The organism is Brevibacillus panacihumi (genome assembly GCF_003710985.1).
GTDB classification, from domain to species: domain Bacteria; phylum Bacillota; class Bacilli; order Brevibacillales; family Brevibacillaceae; genus Brevibacillus; species Brevibacillus panacihumi.
The window spans coordinates 234501-255651 of the sequence record NZ_RHHT01000002.1 but is presented as its reverse complement, the minus strand read 5'-3'; the positions used below and the strand labels follow the sequence as shown (position 1 = coordinate 255651).

At 52.2% G+C, this 21151-nt stretch carries 19 protein-coding genes and 1 other annotated feature; of the genes, 1 reads left to right on the top strand and 18 read right to left on the bottom strand.

All coding sequences use genetic code 11. The features are described from left to right. Window positions 1-126: 126 nt before the first annotated feature. The 18 genes from minD to EDM58_RS01175 form a co-directional block, all read right to left on the bottom strand. On the bottom strand, window positions 127-921 hold the full coding sequence (minD, locus tag EDM58_RS01260) for a septum site-determining protein MinD (protein WP_122911967.1): 795 nt from the start codon (window positions 919-921) through the stop codon (window positions 127-129). Between the two features lie 26 nt (window positions 922-947). Then, entirely contained in the window at window positions 948-1619 is a 672-nt protein-coding gene (gene minC, locus EDM58_RS01255) for a septum site-determining protein MinC (protein ID WP_246000473.1), read from the bottom strand. A gap of 87 nt (window positions 1620-1706) precedes the next feature. Then, entirely contained in the window at window positions 1707-4142 is a 2436-nt protein-coding gene (locus EDM58_RS01250) for a penicillin-binding transpeptidase domain-containing protein (RefSeq protein ID WP_122911710.1), read from the bottom strand. Between the two features lie 38 nt (window positions 4143-4180). After that, complete coding sequence (gene mreD, locus EDM58_RS01245; protein ID WP_122911709.1) at window positions 4181-4708, bottom strand: rod shape-determining protein MreD; 528 nt, start codon at window positions 4706-4708, stop codon at window positions 4181-4183. Beyond that, the gene (gene mreC / locus EDM58_RS01240) at window positions 4709-5695 is read right to left on the bottom strand and encodes a rod shape-determining protein MreC (RefSeq protein WP_122911708.1); all 987 of its coding nucleotides are present in this window, start codon (window positions 5693-5695) and stop codon (window positions 4709-4711) included. A gap of 14 nt (window positions 5696-5709) precedes the next feature. After that, window positions 5710-6753 carry a rod shape-determining protein gene (locus EDM58_RS01235; protein ID WP_122911707.1) on the bottom strand — a complete coding sequence of 348 codons (1044 nt, stop codon included), beginning with the start codon at window positions 6751-6753 and terminating at the stop codon, window positions 5710-5712. Between the two features lie 60 nt (window positions 6754-6813). After that, window positions 6814-7512: a RadC family protein gene (gene radC, locus EDM58_RS01230; protein ID WP_122911706.1), complete on the bottom strand. Its 699-nt coding sequence runs from the start codon at window positions 7510-7512 to the stop codon at window positions 6814-6816. Window positions 7513-7619: 107 nt separating this feature from the next. Beyond that, entirely contained in the window at window positions 7620-8204 is a 585-nt protein-coding gene (locus EDM58_RS01225) for a Maf family protein (RefSeq protein ID WP_122911705.1), read from the bottom strand. 12 nt (window positions 8205-8216) lie between these two features. Further along, window positions 8217-8456: a DUF4321 domain-containing protein gene (locus EDM58_RS01220; RefSeq protein ID WP_122911704.1), complete on the bottom strand. Its 240-nt coding sequence runs from the start codon at window positions 8454-8456 to the stop codon at window positions 8217-8219. 156 nt (window positions 8457-8612) lie between these two features. Continuing rightward, a complete protein-coding gene (locus EDM58_RS01215; RefSeq protein ID WP_122911703.1) occupies window positions 8613-9875 on the bottom strand; it encodes a hypothetical protein in 1263 nt (420 codons plus the stop codon). Between the two features lie 71 nt (window positions 9876-9946). After that, on the bottom strand, window positions 9947-10405 hold the full coding sequence (locus EDM58_RS01210) for a prepilin peptidase (RefSeq protein WP_183187374.1): 459 nt from the start codon (window positions 10403-10405) through the stop codon (window positions 9947-9949). A gap of 103 nt (window positions 10406-10508) precedes the next feature. Then, on the bottom strand, window positions 10509-11495 hold the full coding sequence (locus tag EDM58_RS01205; RefSeq protein WP_122911701.1) for a ketoacyl-ACP synthase III: 987 nt from the start codon (window positions 11493-11495) through the stop codon (window positions 10509-10511). 156 nt (window positions 11496-11651) lie between these two features. Then, complete coding sequence (gene murC / locus EDM58_RS01200) at window positions 11652-13034, bottom strand: UDP-N-acetylmuramate--L-alanine ligase (protein WP_122911700.1); 1383 nt, start codon at window positions 13032-13034, stop codon at window positions 11652-11654. Window position 13035: 1 nt separating this feature from the next. Continuing rightward, on the bottom strand, window positions 13036-14406 hold the full coding sequence (locus EDM58_RS01195; protein WP_122911699.1) for a bifunctional folylpolyglutamate synthase/dihydrofolate synthase: 1371 nt from the start codon (window positions 14404-14406) through the stop codon (window positions 13036-13038). Between the two features lie 42 nt (window positions 14407-14448). After that, window positions 14449-17121, bottom strand: coding sequence for a valine--tRNA ligase (locus tag EDM58_RS01190; RefSeq protein ID WP_122911698.1), 2673 nt, complete (start codon window positions 17119-17121; stop codon window positions 14449-14451). A 46-nt stretch (window positions 17122-17167) separates the two neighbouring features. After that, window positions 17168-17400: a binding site (T-box leader), on the bottom strand. A gap of 61 nt (window positions 17401-17461) precedes the next feature. After that, complete coding sequence (locus tag EDM58_RS01185; RefSeq protein ID WP_023554994.1) at window positions 17462-17776, bottom strand: STAS domain-containing protein; 315 nt, start codon at window positions 17774-17776, stop codon at window positions 17462-17464. 105 nt (window positions 17777-17881) lie between these two features. Then, window positions 17882-19120: an ATP-binding protein gene (locus EDM58_RS01180; protein ID WP_122911697.1), complete on the bottom strand. Its 1239-nt coding sequence runs from the start codon at window positions 19118-19120 to the stop codon at window positions 17882-17884. Then, complete coding sequence (locus EDM58_RS01175; protein ID WP_183187373.1) at window positions 19086-20795, bottom strand: PP2C family protein-serine/threonine phosphatase; 1710 nt, start codon at window positions 20793-20795, stop codon at window positions 19086-19088. Before EDM58_RS01175 ends, EDM58_RS01180 begins: the two co-directional genes overlap by 35 nt. Window positions 20796-20938: 143 nt before the next feature. Here EDM58_RS01175 and EDM58_RS01170 point away from each other — a divergent pair, with 143 nt between their 5' ends. Continuing rightward, entirely contained in the window at window positions 20939-21121 is a 183-nt protein-coding gene (locus tag EDM58_RS01170; protein WP_122911695.1) for a hypothetical protein, read from the top strand. Window positions 21122-21151: the final 30 nt, after the last annotated feature.

Sequence of the window (21151 nt, the reverse complement as noted above, 5' to 3'; positions counted from 1 at the left end):
CTTTCCTCCTAGACCAAATGGCTTTACCCGTCCAATGAAAAAAATCCTTCTCAAAGTAGAACGGCGCCCACTATTTCGGCAGGAAAGAAATAGGAAAGAACAGGAGTGCTCCTGTTCCGTTCTACCCTATTTCAGTCCAAAGAATTTGCGCATTTTTTGAAGCACGCCCTTTTTTTCTTCCAAAGGCATCAGAGGGACCGCTTCCCCCAATAATCTGCGGGCGATATTGCGGTACGCGATCGACGCCCGCGATTCGTGGTTCATTACGGCAGGCTCGCCTTGATTCGCCGATCTAATGACATGATCATCATCGGGCACAACTCCTACCAAGTCAATGGCTAACAAATCCAGAATATCTTCTACGTCCAGCATTTCGCCATTTTTAACCATATGGGAGCGAACCCGGTTGATAACCAGTTTTGGCATGCCGACCTTTTCTCTCTCCAGCAAGCCAATAATCCGATCTGCATCGCGGACTGCAGCTTTTTCCGGTGTTGTGACCACGATGGCCTGGTCTGCTCCCGCTACCGCATTGCGGAAGCCTTGCTCAATTCCTGCAGGGCAATCGATAACAACGTAGTCAAACTCGCGCTTCAGCTGCGTAATGATCTCTTCCATTTGTTCCGGTGTTATCGCATTTTTGTCTTTGGTCTGCGCTGCAGGCAAAAGGCTCAGGTTTTCAAAACGCTTATCTTTGATCAAAGCCTGTTGCAAGCGGCAGGCGCCTTCAGCGACATCCACCAGGTCGTAGATAATCCGGTTTTCCAACCCCATTACCACATCCAGGTTGCGAAGCCCGATATCTGTATCTACCATGCATACTTTTTGTCCCATCAAGGCAAGCGCTGTGCCCAAATTGGCGGAAGTGGTTGTCTTTCCCACGCCGCCTTTCCCTGAAGTTATGACAATTCCGATCCCCACATCCGTTCCCCCTATTCCCTCAACCCTCATGCTTTTGTCTCTCCCAGCTCAGGGCGAATCCGCGACAGATAATTCATCTTGGCGACGAGCATCGTCTCATTTTCCAGATAGGCAAATTCGGTCCCTCCGGAATTCTGGGTCCATTCCTCTCCCGGTTTGCTTACCACCTCAGCGATCCGCAATTGGGTAGGATTCATCACGGCAGCCGCAATGATGGCTTCGGTATCTCCCGAAATACCAGCGTGGGCATAACCGCGCAGATGTCCCAAGACGTAAATGTTCCCGGTACTGCGAATGGTACCGCCCGGATTTACATCTCCCAGAAGAAGAATGTCTCCGTCCGATTCGAGCACCTGTCCCGAACGAACCGTATGCACCTGCACATGAAACTGAGATTTCAGGCGCTCAGCGAAAGCCTCTTCCTTGGTAATCACATCGGCTTCGACCAGGTGAATCACCAGATTCCCCTTTTGCCGGATTATCTTTGTCAATTCCTCTTGCTGCTCCGGTGTGCAGTATCTCTTGCCTAGCTTGATTGATACACGTATCAATGGACCAGATAAAATTTGTTGGTGGCTATGCTCTATTTTTTCACGCAAATCGGCCAACAGTTCATCGAAGGAACAGGTATCGTCCATAAAGAAGACAAGACCTTCCTTTGTTCCTTTGATAGTGACCTTGCTCTTCACAGTCGTCACCGGTTTCACCTCGACCGATACCATTCGCCATCCGGCAATCACTTTCCTGCTCTGATGAAAAATTTGCCGAAACCGCTCGATTCGCGTCTACTTGGCTGACTGAGCAGGAGTCTGTGCAGGGGGAGCAGTCAGAACTCCTGGGTTCAACTCGTTATACGCTTCAAGCAGGCGGCGGGATACAGGCCCGGTAGCTGCAGAGCTGGATGTACCGTCGCGCAAGCTGTTGGGCGCGACGACTACGAACACAATCTGCGGATTTTCATAAGGGGCAAAGCCGACGAGCAACGCATTCTCTGCCTTTCGCCCTGTCTGGGCCGTACCTGATTTGGCAGCCACATTGAAAGGCAGACCGACGAAATCTCTGGAAGCGGTACCGCCCGGCTGTGTCACCATCCGCATCCCTTCTTTTACGACCTGGAGGTGCTTCGGATCGATCGTGACGCGATTCAAAACCTCTGGTTCGATTACACTCAGCGTTTGCCCAGGCTCTTTGGGGTCGGTCGTTCCGCGGCGGATTTCCTTGACCAGATGCGGACGAATTCGATAGCCGCCATTGGCAATCGTGGAAACGTACTGTCCGATTTGCATCGGTGTGAACAGATCGTATTGACCAATAAACGCATCCGCCAAGTTCCCGTAGTTCAGGTAAGGATTCTCCCAGCCTTTGCTTTCGCCCGGAAGATCTACGCCAGTTTTTACGCCGAGGCCAAACTGGGCATTGTAAAAGTCCAGAATGCGGAACTGGTTCTGCCATGGACTCGATTTTTTCAGCAGACGATCAGCCATGATGTACATGTAGGTATTGTTGGATACCTGCAACGCGCGACGGGCATTTACCTTACCATGTCCGCCTGCCCTCCAGTTGCGCTTGTAGGCCGTACCTACATAATAGCCACCCGAATCATAGATTGTCTCTGATGGATTTGTCAGGCCTTCCTGCAACGAAATCATGACCGAAAGCGGTTTGTACGTGGATGCAGGTGGATATGGCGTATAAATGAAATCATTCAACTCATTGGGCAAAATCAAGGAACTGTAATTCTCATTGAACTTTTTTCGATCATAATAGAGATTGAGATCGTAATCCGGGTAGCTGGCCATCGCCAGGATCTCACCCGTGTTCGGATTCATCACCAACACATGCGTTTTGTTGTATTCCTTTGGTGTTGAGGGGAGCTTTTTATACTTCTCGACCTCTTCTTTCAAGATCGCCTCTACCTTGCTTTGGAAACGCCAATCCAGCGCAAGGACGAGATCATTCCCGGGCTGCGCGGGTTGTCGCAGCGTTTTTTCTACCGACTCGGAATTCTTGTTGACGTGCACATCCATGATTCCGTCCTTGCCTCGGAGATAGCGCTCGTAATAGGCTTCCAGCCCCGTGATGCCGACGCGGTCAATGGCATTGTACCCTTGCGCCATGTACTCTTTCAGGCTTTGCGGCGGGATGGCATTGATGTAGCCGAGAATATGCGTGGCGAATCCCGTGCCGTCCGGATCCGGCATAATCTGCCGAACCGCCTCCAGCTCTACGCTGATCCCCGGCAGCTCGGTGCGCCGTTCCTCGATTTGGAACATTTCCTCCTGGGTGATGTTCACCTTGACCCGTCTAGGAATATAGCTTGCCAATTGCGGAGAACGCATTTCCTGCAGCAAGGACAGCTTATGCCATTGGTGGAGACGCTGCTCATCGCTCAACGGCAGGGTAATGTCCAGATCAAAAAGAGAGGCCAGGCGCAGCAGGTCCATATCCGATTTCGTGGACAGCTGCTCAGGTGTTGGAAGCTGCCGGAGCTGAGCCTGCACTTCCTTGACCAAATCTTCCCGATCCTCTTTATCAAGAGTCAATTTCATCGGCAGATTCGCTTTAAAGGCTTGCTTGAAAATTTCCCAGTCATTCACATCATCATAGGTAATGTCGCTGCCATTGGCTTCGGAATAAGCATTGAGCTTTTTCACCACATCAGAACGCTCTTTTTCCGTGAAAGGAGAACGAACGCGCAACCCGGCATACATCGCCGTCTTGACCAAATCTAAATCCTTCATGCCCGCCACCTGGTTTACGTCGGGAAGACGCGTCAGCATGGGGATAATCTTCTCCTTCAACGCATTGGTCTCTTCCCGCTTAAAGCCGACGGGCAGCGTCGAACGCAATTCAATCGTCTTCTTCAAAAGTTCCTTGTCCGTTCCGATCTTGCTGTCGTCGGGCACCAAAATCTGCGCCAGACGATCTGCCACCTTCTCCTCGTCGATATCCTGTCCCTGCTCCTCAACGTACTGTACTGTGTAGACAGGCTTGTTCGAGACGAGCACAACCCCGTTCTTGTCGAGAATTCTCCCGCGCGGGGCCGGTATCGGCAGTTCGCGAATACTGAACTTCTCCAATTCATGGCGATACTGTTCACCTTCTACCAGCTGAACATAGGCGAGTCGCAGAATGATCGTGGCAAAAAACAAGAAGACGATGACGAACAAGATATTGAGTCGGATGGGAATCGTCGGTTTCTGTTTTTTCTCCTCTTCCATCCATCTTGCCCCCCTCTTGGTTTCCTTTTCATACCAGACTATTCATTCGCAGACAAGTCCTTCTTCGACTCTATCGATTTGCATAAACGCCTGATCGGCATATAGATGACCAGGGTAAACAAGCCGTTCAAGACTACCGTCGGCAGGATCTGGCGATTCAAAATCCACTGGACGTCATGCGGGGCCAGGGAAAACAGCCGATACATGCTGTACAGTAGCCATTCATGGCCGAAAATCACCAGAAGGCTGGTGATGATGATCATGCCAAATCCTCGCTGAAACAACAGCACGATCATGCCGGAGAAGTAGCTTGCCAGCATCATGGAGACAGAGTAGATCCCGATAACCTGTCCATACAGGACATCTTGCAAAAAACCAAAAGCCAACCCGTAGTACAAGCCTTCACGCCTGCCTAAAAACATGGAGATCAAAATGGTGCATACAAGCGCAAAGCGGGGTACTGTCATCCAAGACAGACCCCCTGTTGAAGGCGAAATCACTTGCACGACCGTCCCCTCCAGCACAAAAAGCAGCAACACCATAGCAGTCAACAGCAGGCGAGCCATTTATTGCCCACCCCCGTTGGCAGGTGTTCCTTGATTGGCGGTGTTGGAGGAATTTGTCGTTCCCGCAGCCGCATTCGTGTTCGGCTGGCCTTCGGGATTCGTCGGAATGACTTCCCCGTTCGGCGAGATGGAGAAATTGCGTTCAACCACCATCACTTCGTTTAATTGCGTGAAGTCGGCGCTAGGCTGTACATACGCAGTCTGCGTCAAGCCGTAATCATCCGGCTCTACCCGCACGACATATCCAATCGGCAGATTTCGCGGAATGACCCCTCCGAGACCGGATGTGACCACCTGTTGCTTTGCTTCAATTTTCTGTCCCCAAGGAATTTTCCGCATGATGAGAAGACGCTCCTGCGGGTCGTATTCCTCGACGACTCCACTTACGTTTTGAAAGGTTGCTACCCCGTTGACAACCTGTTGGGTCTGGATGTCGGCGGAAATATGATTTCTGCGTTCATAGCTGGTCAATAATTCGACCGTCGATGAAAAGTTGGCTACGCTTTGCACGCGACCAATCATGCCTTTTGCCGTGATCACAGCCATGTCCTTCTTGATGCCATGCTTGAGACCTCTGTCAATCGTGATCACATTGTTCCAGGTGTCCGGGTTGCGGGCCACCACCTCGGCAAAACGCAATTGGTAGAGCTTCAAGCTTTCTTTCGCATTCAGTTGCTCCCGCAATCGATCGTTTTCCGCTTTGAGATCATGCAGCTCGGCTGTCAGGCGGGCATATTGGTCCAGACTCGCCTTCAATGCCTTGTTTTCCTCATAGACGCTGTAGGCGTCATCTACTTCCTTGAAAAAGCCGGAAACAGCCTGGGCAGGACGATAAAACACGCCCTGCACCCAACTGAATGTATCTTTGAAAAACATTTCAGGCCAGGTCAGGCTCTCTCGTTCTCGAGAAGTGAAGCCCACGACCGAGATGAGCAGGACCAAGCCTACGAGTACAATAATAAGCCGCTTGTTCCCGAAAAACGACATGCCCAGACCTCCGTTTATTTACCCGGTTTTTGTCGGGAAGAGGTGATACCGGTCTTGGACGTGAACAGGTGCATATTCTCCAGTGCGCGTCCTGTCCCAATCGCCACGCAATCCAGGGCGTTTTCCGCGATATGGACGGGCATCCCCGTCTCTGTGCTTAACAAACGGTCCATGTTTCGCAGCAAGGCTCCTCCACCAGTCAGTACAATCCCCCGATCCATAATATCTGCAGCCAGCTCAGGCGGGCTTTTTTCCAGCGTAACTTTGACTGCTTCCACAATGGCAGCCACCGTCTCCGCCAATGCTTCGGCAATTTCATTGCTGCTGACAGTCAGTGTCTTGGGCAGTCCTGTCACCAGGTCTCGCCCGCGAATTTCTACCGTCTCCACTTCCTCCGGTGCGATCGCAGAACCAATCTCCTGTTTGAGCGTCTCGGCCGTACGTTCTCCGATCATCAGATTATAGCGGCGTTTGATATACTGGATGATCGCCTCATCCATCTCATCCCCAGCGACGCGAATCGAACGGGAGGTGACAATTCCCCCCAAGGAGATAATCGCCACTTCGGTGGTCCCTCCGCCGATGTCTACGACCATGCTGCCTGTCGGCTCCCAGACTGGAAGATCTGCGCCAATCGCGGCTGCGAACGGCTCTTCAATCGTATAGGCCTCTTTCGCCCCAGCCTGTTTTGTCGCGTCCTCGACCGCACGCTTCTCTACGGCAGTGATGCCCGATGGCACACATACCATGACATTGGGACGGCGGTTGAACATGCCCTGGTTCTTTTGCGCCTGATTAATAAAGTAGCGCATCATCGTAGCCGTCGTGTCGAAGTCGGCAATGACACCGTCCTTCATGGGACGGACCGCAACGATATTTCCCGGCGTACGTCCAATCATGTTCTTGGCTGCATTTCCCACCGCTTCAATCGAATTGTTGTTGGTGCGAATCGCTACAACGGATGGTTCCCGAACGACGATTCCTTTTCCTTTTACAAAGACAAGTGTATTAGCAGTACCCAGGTCAATCCCCAAGTCACGAGTAAATCCACCAAACATACGAAAACTCCTTCCAATAGTTGACAGTAACGAGCCGGTTTTTTGTGAAATAGCTATGATTTACATATACCCTTGCTCTTTCATGCTGATGTATTTGCCATCCCCGATAATCACATGATCCAAAAGAGATATCCCAACCAATTCGCCTGCTTCCCGCAATGTATGCGTAACCGCGATATCTTCCCTGCTTGGAGTCGGATCGCCACTCGGATGATTATGTAAGCAGATCACAGATGCGCTGCTTCGCCGAATTGCTTCCTTAAACACTTCACGAGGATGCACAATTGAGGAGTCCAGACTTCCTACAAAAATCGTCTGTTTGCCAATGACATGGTTTTTTGTATTTAGAAATAGACAAACAAAATGTTCTTGCGTCAGATGGGCAAGCTCTGGAGCCATCAGTTCGGCCACATCCCTCGGCAAACGGATCGCAGCGCGCCTTTGCCTTGGGGTGCTGTGCAAGCGGCGCCCCAGTTCCAGTGCGGCTTGCAGTTCGATCGCCTTGACCTGACCGATGCCTTTTATCTCCGTCAGCTCCGAATGAGCTGCTTGAGCCAGTCCGTGCAGATCTCCAAAGGTAGCGAGCAAACGAGCAGCGAGCTGATAAGCCGTCTCGTTCTCCCTCCCTGTACGCAACAAGATGGCTAAAAGCTCCGTGTCCGATAAATGAATGGCTCCCACGCGGAGCAGTCTCTCCCGGGGACGATCATAGTAAGGGACGTTTTTCGGGACGGTTTTGTTACAGGTATTTGTTGACATTTTCCTCGCCTCCAGCCATTCCCGTCTAATGCTTGAAAACGGCTGCGCGAGGTTGCGATCATGCAGAATGGTGCCCTAGCCGCCAGAAACCAAAGCAAGCTCAAAACTTACAAAACCTGGATACCAAAACGTGAGAGCATTGAGGCTGTCAGACGCAGTGGCAGGCCGACAACCGTAAAATAATCGCCTACGATGCCTTCGACCAACGTCGCTCCGATTCCCTGGATCGCATAAGAACCAGCCTTGTCCATCGGCTCACGGGTAGCGATATACGCACGGATCTCATCTGGTGCAAGCGGACGAATCCTTACCTGTGTATGGGAATGGCTGACCTCTGATTGCCCGCTCATGGCGTCAATCAGCGCGACTCCGCTGTAAACAGTATGTTCACACCCTTGCAAAGCATGCAGCATGCGATAGGCATCTGCTTCGTCCACGGGCTTGCCCAAGATTTCGCCATTCAACACAACGATGGTATCAGAACCGAGAACAACGCCTTCCGTCAAGCCGGAAGCGATCTTTCGGGCTTTGCGCAACGCTAGTTCCTCTACGATTTCATGCGGCAGCATGCCCGGATTTGTCGTCTCGTCCACATCGCTGGATTGAATGGTAAAGGGCAAACCTAGTGTCTGCAACAGCTCCTTGCGCCGCGGTGAGGACGACGCAAGAATGAGCGATTTTTCTTGTTTCATCTGTCATACTCCCTACTTCAGTCGTCGATGTATCCAAAACGCGAGGGCAAGGCCCCCGATACTTGCCAGGTTTAGTTTAAACTGAAAGTTCAGGTCGTACTTCACAATCTCCAAATCAGCAGCGGGTGACCAGCTTATTATTTTACTCTTGGTCAAGAACGGAATCCAGGGGCTCAAGATTTCGCCCATAATGCTGCCGAAAAGCAGTCCGCAAAGCAAAAGAAAGACTAGTGTAAGCGCCTCTTTCCCCATGTTTCCACTCCCAAAAACCGCAAAAGGATTCACATTAACCAACCCTTAGTGTAGCAAAAGGGAGGGGGTGAAACAATCCCCGGATGCTCTTGGTAGTAACTGTATAAAAAGAAAAGACTTCCCGCAAGAAAACTTGGCGGAAGCCTTCGTGAAACATCATAGAAACTGGTTGTTTTCTACCTGCTGTATCCATTTCATGTAGCTTTCCAGGTATGTCAGGATGCCAGCCTGCACCTGCCAGGCATACTGCTCGGCGCTTTGGTTTTTTTGCCCCGTGGAAGCCTCCGCCATTTTATCTCGCGCTGTCACCGCCTGATTCAGCCCGTTCACCATTTGTTGAAAATGGGGCTGCCATTCGGTTGGCAATGCGCTTACTTTGCCTGACTCGAGGAACCTCCGATGCGTCTCCTTGATTTTCGCCACTTCTCCAGTTCCGGGCTGTGCTGTGATCACCAGGCCGGAGTTCGCGGACAGGGCTTCTACCAGTTCACGCCCTGTGGAGAAAAACACTGGCAGATCGAGATGATTCGCAGAGTCAGTCGACTGGCCGATTTGAACCGCTCCTTGAAAAGCCGGGAAGCTGAACTCCTTTACATACACCTCAATGCCCTTGTTCTTGATATTGCTGGCAAAGCCGAGTGCAGCTTCCCTGTTGGTGGCGGCTGCGGCAAACATGTATTGCTTAGACGAATCATTGTACAGCAAATGAGGCAGACCTTTTTCGGTCAACGGGGCTGCCGCTGCCTCTGCAGGAGTATCGGCTTGAAAAACACCTGCCTGCGCGACGAACATTTTCAATTCAGGAAGCTGCAGCGACACGGCGTGAGAGGCATTCGCAGGAGCGGAAGGCGACGTGGTTCCGTCCGCTTCTTGTGGGAGGGGCGTACCAGCAGCAGGCGTCTTCTGTCCTTCCTGGTCCGTGGATTGCGCTGTCAGCGTCTGCACGGTATCAGACAAAACCGACCGATAGGAAGTCTTGAATTGCTCTTGGGAAAAAATCGTCAGCACCATAATGCCAAAGATGAGGCCGACCGCCACTGCGCCACCAGTCGTCAGAAAGATGCGGACGAAGGCTTTCTTCGGCCAGTTCGCCTCCATGCGCTGCGCTCTTCTTCTGCCGACGCTGTAATCGACTTCTCCGTAATCCGGCTGGCTATCTTCATCCCGTTCAGGGTCGCTTTCTGGCTGCGCGACTCTTTCCTCTACAGCAGTTCCGCGAATCTCGATCATCCTGTCCCATGCGTCCTCGCGCTTTGACATCTTGTCTAATTCAGCCAAAGACAGGGCAGGTCCCTGAATTTGCTTGCGGCCAGACGAAGGTTGTTTTACCTCGGCTGGTTTTGCTGATCCCTTTGACGGTGTATCCCAGCTTTGCCCGTTCACTTTTACTCTAAATTTGTTTGTTTGACTTCCGCTCAACGTCATGCCCTCCCAGCTACAGGCTCTTTGTACCAGCATACGTTGCGATGGGACGGGTTATGACAGTTGTCTCACCAGGACGCGGCTCCCATGCTGAGCCAGCATGCATATCCGGCGAAAAGAAACGGTGCAAAAGGCAAAAGCCGCGGTGCCTTCTTTCGTTTGACCAGGAAAACTGCGCTTGCATACAAAAGTGCAAGGAGGCTGGCTGCGGTGAAAATCCATACGAAGTCCGCACCACCCAGTCCGTACGCGAAACAGGCGAACAGCTTGACATCCCCCATCCCCAGCGCTTCGGGCCATCGCCAGGCCAGAGCAGCAAAAGAAAACAAGACAGCAGCGGCAACCGGCAACGGATAGAGCCAGGATCCGGGCGTACCGAAGAAAAAACGCATGGCAAAAAGAATAATCATGCACCCGAGCAGCGACCAGTTGGGGATTCGCCTCTCCCGCAAATCCGTCCAAGTCACAAAAAGGCATAAGAAGAACAGTACAACTCGGGTGATGATTTCGATCGAAGCTGCTCCCACTGTGCTCCCCCATTCCCCCACTTTTCTGCCTGCAAGTATGCAGCATGACAATGGAACAAAAAAACTGCCCGGCAGCAAGCAGCTTGCCGGACAGCCATCTCTTTTATTGTTTTGGATTCCAGGTGAGCAGCATGCCGGCCTGGACAAGTCCCCCGCCAAATCCGTAGAGAAGGAGCGTATCGCCCGCTTTGACCTTCCCCTGCAAGATCCCTTCCTCCCACGACAAGGGAATGGTGGCTGCCGATGTATTGCCGTAATACGCCATGCTGGTAAGGGTTTTTTCGATCGGGAATCCGCTTTTCTCGCAAATGGACTCGATCATCCGCAAATTGGCGCAGTGCGGAATGAACCAATCCACTTGATCAAGCGTCATCTCCGCGCGCTTCACAACCTCTTTCATTCCTTCAGGAACTGTCGTCACCGCCCAGCGGTAGACTTCCCTGCCGTTTTGCACGATGCAGCCGTCTCCGGAGAGCGGCTTCCCGTGCATCTGCTTGGATAGTCCGGAGCGGTACAGGTGAATCCCGCCCTCCCCTTTTGCCTTTGTCAACGACGAATGAAAGCTGGGCTCTTCCTCGTCCCTTTCTACGAGAACAGCCCCTGCGCCGTCCCCGAAGAGGACACAAGTGGTCCTGTCTGTATAATCCGTCACTTTGGACAAGGTTTCAGCGGCTACGACGAGCACCTTTTGATGCAGGCCGGCACTTACCAGTCCATTGGCGACATGAAGTCCGTAGGCAAAGCCTGCGCATGTCGCACCAAGGTCCAACGCGCCTGCCTCGACCATGCCAAAATGAGCCTGAATTTGGCTGGCTACACCGGGAAACGGATAATCCGGGGTCGAGGTGGCGACCAGGATCATGTCTACATCATGCAGCGTTTTCTGGTAGTGATGAGCCAGGTTGCTGACCGCTTCAATGGCGAGATGGCTGGAGAACTGATCAGCCGAAGCGATTCGCCGTTCATGCATGCCTGTTCTTTGGACAATCCATTCGTCTGACGTATCTACCATTTTCTCCAAATCTGCATTGCTTAGTACGCGTTCGGGCACATAGGTGCCAATGGCGGTGACACGTGCTTTTGACTTCATAGCCAACACTCCTTGCAACATTTTGATCTTATTATAACACCAGGTCTTAGTATCTGGTACTAAAAAAATAAAAAAAGAATGCCCTCTCCATCTGCGGACACTGACACTTGTCAACAAGCTGTCTTGCTCAGCGAGGAGAAGGGCTTCACTTTCAAATTATTTCTCTAATTTTTCCGCCAGCCAATACGCCGACTTCCAGATGTCTCCGGCCCCCATGGTAATGACCAGATCGCCGGGCTGAATCTCCTGGTAGAGATGCTCCTGCACCTGCTCCTTGGTCGGGATGTACTGGGCACGCGGATGACTGTTGGTGCGGATCTTCTGAACGAGAACCTCGGAGGAAACCCCCTCGATCCGCTCCTCACCTGCTGGCGAGTAAATATCGGTGATAATCACCTCATCGGCCTCACTGAAGGCTCGACTGAACTCATCCATCAGGAAAAAGGTACGGGTGTATCGCTGCGGCTGGAAGACGGCAATGACTCGCTTGCCGGACGCCTTCGCCCCGCGCAGCGTCGCAATAATTTCTGTCGGGTGATGCGCATAGTCGTCCACCACGAGGATGTCCCGCGCTTCGCCGATGATTTGAAAGCGGCGCTTGGCTCCCCGGAAGGTGGTCAGTGCTGCGGCAATCCGCTCAAAGGGCAAGCCAATGTCGAGGCAGACGATGATCGCTGCCAATGCATTCGAGATATTGTGTTTCCCCGGTACGTTCAGAGATAGCTCACCCAACAGGCGATCGCGATGATAGACGAGGCATTTTGCCTTGCGATCTCCGCATTCGATCTCGCTCGCTCGATACGTTGCCTCACGGGCATACGGTTCGTGGATGGCATATGTGATCACGGTCTCAGAGACAGAAGGAAGCACTTCTCTCACATGCTCGTCATCGATGCATAAGACCGCCTTCCCCCCTGGATTGAGATGACCGAGGAATTGGACATACGCTTGTTTCAGATTATTAAAATCACCGTAGAAATGCTCCAGATGATCAGGCTCTATACTTGTTACAATTTCGTAGTAGGGCCGGTATTCCAGGAAAGAACCGTCGCTTTCATCCGCCTCTGCTACTACGTATGGACTGGACCCCGCTTTTGCATTGGTCCCGGCATTCACGAGTTCTCCGCCAATAATAAACGTCGGATCTACGCCGCATTCCTCCAGCACATGGGCGATCATCGAAGTGGTCGTCGTTTTCCCGTGCGCCCCTGCTACGGCGATCCCTGTGCGCTCGTTCAAGATTTTGGCGAGCATTTGTGAGCGGTGCAAAACCGGGATTCCCTGCTTTGCAGCCGCAACCACCTCTGGATTATCTTTGGGAATACTGGTGGAGTAAACGATCGTGTCTGCTCCTTCGATGTGGGATGCGCTATGGCCAATGTGTACAATCGCCCCTCTTGCTTCCAGCTTCTTCGCCAAATCATTCAATGCGACATCCGAGCCGGTCACCTTAACCCCTTGGTCAATCAAGACACGAGCAATTGCACTCATTCCATAACCGCCTATACCCACAAAGTGGACGTGTTGTGCCTGATCCACCCTATTCACCTGCCTCTTCTACTGTAGTGGGAAAGAATGCGCGCACTTGGGCGATGAAGTAGAGCGAACCGCAGATGACCAGCCAGTCATCCGCTTTCGCTGATTGCTTATCTTGCATCCATTCTTTTAGAAAAGCACGCCAGTCTGAGACAGTATCCAGGAGCGTTTCCTCCCATCCTCCGTCACGAAACGCTTGATACAAGGTTGGGGCATCTGCCGCACGCGGATAATCAAAAGTCGTTACGTGAAGAGAACCCACCTGATCCTTTATCCCCGTCAGCGCTGACGCCATCTCCATTAAGGGTTTGTCACCCAGTCCAGCAAACAGCATTTGCAGACGCGCCTCTTCTGGCATTAATTTCTTCAGACTGCCCGTGAGCGCTTCTATTCCCTCTCGGTTGTGCGCTCCATCCAGAACCACCATCGGCCTGGAGGAGACGACTTCTAGACGTCCAGGCCAGCGCGTTTGTTGCAAACCGCGCGAGATTTCTTCTTCCTCCAGAATATAGGAGAAGTAGTTTCGCAGCACGTCGATTGTCATCAAAGCGACTGCCGCATTATCAACCTGGTGCGGTCCGTTCATCGTCAACCGGTAGCTGCTTTCATGGCGGCGGTGAATACTGTTGTAGCGAAACTGTTGTTCGCCTAGCTTCTCCTTTAGCTGTGCAGCTTCAAATTCCTTGTCGATCTGGTACACAGTGCTGCGAGTCTCTTTTGCTTTTTTCACGATGACAGCAAGCGCCTCTGGATTGCGCTCTCCCGTCACGACCGGAACGCCTGGCTTGATGATGCCTGCCTTTTCCCCGGCAATCTCCTGCAAGCTTTGTCCCAGCACCTGCGTATGATCCATCCCGATGTTCGTAATGACCGAGACAATCGGCAGGACGACGTTGGTAGAATCCAAACGTCCGCCCAGCCCGGTCTCCCATACCACGACGGCCGGTCTCACCACTCTGGCAAAGTAGAGAATCGCAATAAGCGTTACCACCTCGAATTCGGTGGGTGACCCGTATGCCGTCTCTTTTTCGCATCGCTCTGCCAGCGTTTTGACCTCGTTAATCAGCGCAAGCAGATCGTCTTGAGAAATCATATTGCCGTTGTAGCGAATCCGTTCCCGAAAATCAATCAGATACGGAGACGTAAACGTCCCCACACTGTATCCTGCCTCCAACAGCATCTGCGTCAGATAGGCGCATGTCGAACCTTTGCCGTTGGTCCCCGCGACATGGATAAAAGGCAGTCTACGCTCCGGATGATCCAACTCTTCCAGGACCCAGTTCATTCGCTCCAGACCCGGTCTCGCTCCGAACCTCAATAGTCCGTGCAGCCAGTCAAGCCCTTGCTCGTATTTCGTAAATTGTTCTGAACTCATACCGCTATGCTCCATTCTCAAATTATGCGATGATACGGCGAATCATGCGCCCTTCAATTCGGCAAGACGGGCAATTACCTTATCCCGTTTTTCCATGTAGTCGGCCATCTTCGCTTTTTCTTCTGCAACGACTTTTTCCGGTGCTTTTGCCATAAAGCCAGCGTTGTTCAATTTCTTCTCGATCCGCTCTACCTCATTGTTCAGGGTAGCCAATTCTTTTTCCAGACGAGCCAGCTCCTGCTCCAGATCGATCAGTCCTGCGAGCGGGAGGTACAGCTCGGCACCAGTCATGACGGCAGACATGGCTTTGTCAGGAGTGCTAAGTTCCATGCTGATCAAAAGACGCTCCGGATTGCAGAAACGCGTGATGTATTCTTCTGCGCGGCTCAGTCTTTCCAGGGATGTGGCATCGCTTGGCTTGATCAGGAGCTCGATTTTCTTGGACATCGGCACGTTTACTTCAGCGCGGATATTGCGTACGTTGCGAATGACGTCTACGAGCAGATTCATCTCGGCCTCAGCATCGGCAAAGATCCAGTCTTCCTTGACGGTCGGCCATGCAGCTACAGTGATGCTCTTCCCTTCATGCGGCAATGCCTGCCAGATCTCTTCGGTCATGAACGGCATGAACGGATGCAAGAGACGCAAAGTCTGGTCGAGGACGGTCACAAGCACCGACTGCGTGGTTTTCTTCGCAGCTTCGTCCGTGCCGTACAGCGGCAGTTTGGCCATCTCGATATACCAGTCGCACAGATCATCCCAGATGAAGTTGTAGAGAATCCGTCCTACCTCGCCGAATTCAAAGCTGTCGGACAATCGGGTCACATCGGCAATCGTCGCTTGCAGACGGGAGAGAATCCATTTGTCCGGCGTAGAAAGCTCTCCGCTGAGGTCGATGTCCTCGTAGCGGAAGCCTGTGAGGTTCATCAGGGCGAAGCGGGAAGCGTTCCAGATTTTATTGGCAAAGTTGCGGTTGGACTCTACTTTTTCCCAGTAGAAGCGCTGGTCGTTCCCTGGAGAGTTCCCTGTAGCCAGTGTAAAGCGCAGTGCATCCGCGCCGTATTTCTCGATTACATCCATCGGATCGACGCCATTTCCGAGCGACTTGGACATCTTGCGTCCCTCGGAATCGCGGATAATGCCGTGGATCAAAACATGTTCAAACGGATTTTGACCGGTAAATTCCAATCCGTTGAAAATCATCCGGGCTACCCAGAAGAAGATGATGTCGTATCCGGTAACAAGCACGTTGGTCGGGTAGAAGTACTTCAGGTCCTCTGTCTCTTCCGGCCAACCAAGGGTTGCGAACGGCCACAAGCCCGACGAGAACCAGGTATCCAATACGTCATTATCTTGCTCCAGCTTGTGGCTGTGGCAGCTCGGGCACTCCGTTACGTCTTCACTGGATACGATGGTTTCCCCGCAATCCGCGCAGTACCAGGCAGGAATCCGGTGACCCCACCAGAGCTGACGGGAAATGCACCAGTCGCGAATATTTTCGATCCAGCGCAGGTAATTGTTTTTAAAGCGTTCCGGCACGAACTTGACGCTTTCCTCGCTCGCTGCGTTGGCGAGAGACTCGTCGGCCAGAGGCTGCATTTTGACGAACCACTGAGTGGACAGATACGGCTCCACGACAGCATCGCTTCGCTCGCTGTGACCTACCTGATGGATGTGTTCCTCTACTTTGAACATCACGCCTTGCTCTGTCAGATCCTTGATGATCTGCTTGCGGCAAGCAAATCGATCCATTCCCTGGTAAATGCCAGCCAGCTCGTTCATTTTGCCCGTCTCATCCATGACGACGATTTGCGGCAACTGATGGCGAAGCCCCAGCTCGAAATCGTTCGGATCGTGAGCTGGCGTGATTTTTACTGCCCCGGAACCAAATTCGGGATCGACATAATCGTCGGCTACGATCGGGATTTCTCTGCCGACGATCGGCAGAATAACCGTTTTGCCGACCAGATGCTTGTAACGCTCGTCTTCCGGGTGAACCGCTACTGCTGTATCTCCCAGCATCGTTTCCGGACGAGTGGTGGCAACCTCGATAAAGCCGCTGCCGTCCGAGAGCGGATAGCGCATATGGTGCATCGCGCCTTTGACTTCTTTGTAAATAACCTCGATGTCAGACAGAGCCGTCCGTGCTGCCGGGTCCCAGTTGATGATCCGATTGGCGCGATAGATCAATCCCTTTTCGTAGAGGCGGACAAATACCTCGCGAACAGCGCGGGAGAATCCTTCATCCATCGTAAAGCGCTCACGAGAATAATCCAGGGCTAGCCCCAGTTTTTCCCACTGCTCGCGGATATGTCCTGCGTAGACATGCTTCCACTCCCAGACCTTCTCCAAGAACTTTTCCCGGCCCAGATCGTAGCGGGTGATGCCTTCCTCGCGCAGCGTCGCTTCGACACGCGATTGCGTAGCGATTCCGGCGTGGTCCATCCCAGGCAGGAACAGTGTACTGTAGCCTTGCATTCTCTTCGTGCGGGTAATGATGTCCTGCAGGGTCGTGTCAAGCGCATGGCCCAGATGCAGTTTTCCGGTCACGTTGGGAGGCGGAATGACAATGGTAAACGGTTGCTTTTGGGCATCCCGCTCCGCTTTGAAAAATTCATTCTGGATCCAGTACGGATACCACTTGCTTTCTGCAGCCTTGGGATCATAGTTCTTCGGCAGCAATTGATCGATCTCTTGTGACGGTTGTGTTGACATCGCTCTTTCCTCCTCGTTCGTTGAAAAAAATAAAAAAACCCTTCATCCAAAGGACGAAAGGATCATTTCGCGGTACCACCTTTGTTAACACACCAAGCCTAGCAGACTCGGGTGTTCCCTCTAACAAGATAACGGCTGCGAACCGCTTCCGACTACAATGGTCTCATCGGAACAACTCCTGGGCGACATTCAGCCATTCCTCACCTAGAGAATCTCTCAGCGCTGATTCTCCTCTCTGTCAAGGGGTCCTGGCTTACTCTTCCCGCTCATCGTTGATGGTATATGGAATTCATTGATATGATGTATTATATACAAGAGAGTCGTTTTGCGTCAAACCCGGTTATTCGGCTTTTCCAATGGAGATTCCCAGTGCTTGTGTAAAGCCCAGCACGTGCAGAATATCCAGGATTTCCTCGCGTACATTTACAATCTCCACTTCTTTGCCCAAAGCCAGCAATTCTTTTGTGGTAAAAAACAGGCTGCCGATGCCGGATGAATCCACAAAAGAGACATCTTGAAAATCGACTCTGACGGTTTGATTCCGTTCCCCGTATTTCTGAAGCAATTGGCCGACCTGGTCTCCCACTGCCATATCCAATTCTCCAGTAAAAAATAACGTGGCCTGTCCATTTGTCTCCGTTGCTCGGTAGTCCATGCCCACCCCCCTCTCGGTATCGATACTGTACTTTGTCATTCCACACTGATTGATTACCCTGATTTTTGCGTCCATAAACATGAAAACCAAAGAATGCCTATCGCCTCAAGCTGTAGCGTCACACTCCAGGATCAATTTCGTCCCTGCATGCGAGCTTCCCAGATAGAGCCGATCACAGTATTGCAGCATGACGTGAAAGCCGACTCCCAGGGAATGCTGGGTTGAATACCCTTGTAACAGTGTAGCACGAGGCAAGTCCTCAAGTACAATTCCCTGCCCATCATCATGGATGACCGCTCTGCATTTGCTCCAGTCCGTAGCCGCATAGAGCAGTATGGAGCCGCCATTTCCGTGTTTGATCATATTGGAAGCTGCCTCGTTGACCGCGACCAGATATTGCAGGAGCCTTTTGTCCGGCAGGTTCATCGGTTCCAAGGCCTTTCTGAACGCTTTGCGCAAAGAGGCCAGATCCTCCGGCTCCCGCAGATTCTGCGATAACAGCTTTCTTCCCTCCCGCAGCAATACGAACAGTTCCTCGTCGTTTAAAAGCAGCAGTTTGTTTCGCGTAACGACCCCGAGCAGATCGCGGTACATCTCCCACTCTCGCCTCTTGCGCTTGCGCTCCTCCATGATGACGGACGTCACGTCGATCAATGCTACGCCACAGGTTTGATCAGGCAGAGGCGAGGCGTATAGCTCAAACACCTTCTCCCCATTTGCCGAGACCAGCTGCTCGCGCAGTGAAGCCCCTGTCAAAGAAGTCGGGTGAATCAGCCGCTTCATTTCTCTTTCGATATCCGGTTCAGCCCGGTTCGATCCGAGCGGCCTCAAATTTCCCCACTCGTAGTGGTACAGAAAGATCGTCTCCACTTGGCGCAGGATGGACAGCTTTTGAAGCTCCTGCTTGATTAGACGGCTCATCTGGTCGTCTCGTTCCTTCCAATCCAGCAGGATGTTGGAAAGATCCAGTTCCTTGCTCATGAGCCAGGTATGAAACTCTTCGAGCAGCAAGCGATCCAGGACTTCCTGACGGCGCAGCACCTTGTCGATGTCCATCACAAAATACGGATCGCCCTCTATTCCTTTTAATCCAGTGCCAATAATGCGAAAATCATCCGCCAGCTCCACTTCGAGTCGGTCGTGGAGCGGAAGATTGGGGCTGTACAAGCCAATCGCCGTCCTGCTGACTGTAACCAATTGGACTTGGCAGGTCTGTCCGGTGCCAAGCAGGGTGATGCGAACAGAACGGGGCGGAATTACTTTTCGAGCCGAATTGCCGACACGCAAGGCTTCTAGGCAGTTTTGACAATCAGGATTGTTCGGACACTGTTCGCACAGAATCACGGTTCATCCTCCTTTTTCGTGTCGCGTTGGCCGCTGGGGCGGACGCTTTTTCCTCCGTGCAGCCCCCTTTATGATACCTGCATGTTTCTTCTATGGGTTGAAATTGCAAAATCAGCACAGCAATATCGTCAGTCTGTTGCCCGCTTCTTGTCTTGTCCCAGATAAATGACTCGACGCGATCAATCGCGTTTTCACATGTCACATCAGGTTCCTGCACATCAGGTTCCTGCAACAGTTGCCCGAGATCGTTCAGCCATTTTTGCGGATACGTTTGGGGATCATTTCTCCCCGCATTCAATAGGCCATCCGTATAGACGAGAATCATACACGCTTCCAGCAAAGCGATCTCTTGCAGGGGATAGGTAAAGTCAGGCAACAAGCCCAGTCCGACCCCGCCCATGGAAGGGAGAATAACCTGTTTTGATTCCGACAGGTACAGGGGATGCGGATGACCGGCCCTGCTCAATAACAGCTTGTGCTCAACACTGTCGTATACCATCACCAGCGCTGTGATGAATGATCTCGTCCTGGACAGATCTTCGTACAGAAGCCGGTTCAACGTTCCAAGAATCTCATCAGGGCCGCAGACCTTCTGCAAAACGACAGATCGTACGGCGCTTCGGATGCCCGTAGCAAGCATGCTGGCTGGCAATCCATGGCCCGAAACATCAGCAACAATAAAGCAGGTGTAGCGTTCATCCATCTGGATGTAGTCGATATAATCTCCGCCTACGTAGGTCACGGGAGAATAGACCGCGCTCGCCTTTAGCCGTTCCAGAGCAAACTTCTCTCGGGGAATCAGTAAAGATTGTATTCGCTGCGCCAGCTCCATTTCCTTCTCCATTTCCCGGATCGCCAAGGAACGGCGATTGTCCATGCACTGCAGGAGATAGTCATGAACATGAAGCAGCAGAAAGCGGAAAAAGGCCGGTTCCAGCTCCCGTTCTCCGTTTTCTCCCATCTTGACCTCTGCTGTCAGCGTGACGAACTGAATCAGCTTCAAGGAGCCGGGCAGGTCTTCCACTTTTATCTGCTCGCAGACACGCAGGACGACGTCAGGATGATCCGGTGTCCCGCGCATTGCTTCCTGATACACGTCGCCATCGGCTGTTTCCAGCGAGAAGCGCAGAAAGGATATGGTGCCAACCCTCGCAAACCAGTAGTCTACGAGCTCCTGGGTCAATTCCTGCAGGGAATCCTCCGTCAGCGGGCGGGGGCGGACATCATCTCTGGCGTTCAGCAGATATTTATAGTTTTTGTTTAGTCCGAGCAGATGTGCAAGCTGGCTGTTGGTCGCCTGCAACGAAATCACTTTTTCGGCATAATTTTGTTGCAGCTTGGCTGCCGAGTGAAATACATCCTTGAGCAGCACTAGATTCGCCTGGCTTGTCCGTACGAAGCGAAAGGAAAAGAGCAGAAGCGCTGCCGACAAGCCCGCACTCCCTGCAAAAGACAGTTGCGGGAGCAGCAGAAGACCGAGCAAGCTTGAGAACATCAGTAACAGCATCAAGCCCGCTTCCAATTGCGAAAAGCGCAGTTTGAGGTACTGTCGGCGAATTCCTTCTGCAGCCGAATCTTCCAAAACCTTTGTGCCATATTCCCGGTAAGCGGCCCACAAGCCATAAAGAATGCACCCGCCAACACCGATGCCAAGCCAAAACATCCACGTTTCCATTCGCATCTCCATCACCTTAATCGCCAGCATCTATCCTTCCGTTGTAATTGCCCTTCCCTGTTTTATACGCCCCCAAACCTGTACCGGTCTGACTGGCACGGTCCAAACTGCTTTGGCATATGCTGAGTTGAGGTGATCTCGCGATGAATTTTCGCTGGAAGTACAATCCTACTTTTCTGCGAATCAAGTTTGGCCTCAAGCAAATCCTGCTTCCCCTGATGGTCTTTCAATTTATCCGTACCGTCCTCTTTCCGACCTCCTTCGATGTGATTCTGCTTGGACTTCTCGCCCTGCTCTATGTGGCCATTGTCTTCGATTGGCTGTAACGAAAAAACAACGTCCCAAACTGCTGAGAC

Excerpts from the sequence above, each read along its gene's own strand:
- EDM58_RS01250 (WP_122911710.1), bottom strand. The coding sequence starts at position 4,142 with ATGGAAGAGGAGAAAAAACAGAAACCGACGATTCCCATCCGACTCAAT.
- mreD (WP_122911709.1), bottom strand. The coding sequence starts at position 4,708 with ATGGCTCGCCTGCTGTTGACTGCTATGGTGTTGCTGCTTTTTGTGCTG.
- mreC (WP_122911708.1), bottom strand. The coding sequence starts at position 5,695 with ATGTCGTTTTTCGGGAACAAGCGGCTTATTATTGTACTCGTAGGCTTG.
- EDM58_RS01235 (WP_122911707.1), bottom strand. The coding sequence starts at position 6,753 with ATGTTTGGTGGATTTACTCGTGACTTGGGGATTGACCTGGGTACTGCT.
- radC (WP_122911706.1), bottom strand. The coding sequence starts at position 7,512 with ATGTCAACAAATACCTGTAACAAAACCGTCCCGAAAAACGTCCCTTAC.
- EDM58_RS01225 (WP_122911705.1), bottom strand. The coding sequence starts at position 8,204 with ATGAAACAAGAAAAATCGCTCATTCTTGCGTCGTCCTCACCGCGGCGC.
- EDM58_RS01220 (WP_122911704.1), bottom strand. The coding sequence starts at position 8,456 with ATGGGGAAAGAGGCGCTTACACTAGTCTTTCTTTTGCTTTGCGGACTG.
- EDM58_RS01205 (WP_122911701.1), bottom strand. The coding sequence starts at position 11,495 with ATGAAGTCAAAAGCACGTGTCACCGCCATTGGCACCTATGTGCCCGAA.
- EDM58_RS01195 (WP_122911699.1), bottom strand. The coding sequence starts at position 14,406 with ATGAGTTCAGAACAATTTACGAAATACGAGCAAGGGCTTGACTGGCTG.
- EDM58_RS01190 (WP_122911698.1), bottom strand. The coding sequence starts at position 17,121 with ATGTCAACACAACCGTCACAAGAGATCGATCAATTGCTGCCGAAGAAC.
- EDM58_RS01185 (WP_023554994.1), bottom strand. The coding sequence starts at position 17,776 with ATGGACTACCGAGCAACGGAGACAAATGGACAGGCCACGTTATTTTTT.
- EDM58_RS01175 (WP_183187373.1), bottom strand. The coding sequence starts at position 20,795 with ATGGAAACGTGGATGTTTTGGCTTGGCATCGGTGTTGGCGGGTGCATT.
- EDM58_RS01170 (WP_122911695.1), top strand. The coding sequence starts at position 20,939 with ATGAATTTTCGCTGGAAGTACAATCCTACTTTTCTGCGAATCAAGTTT.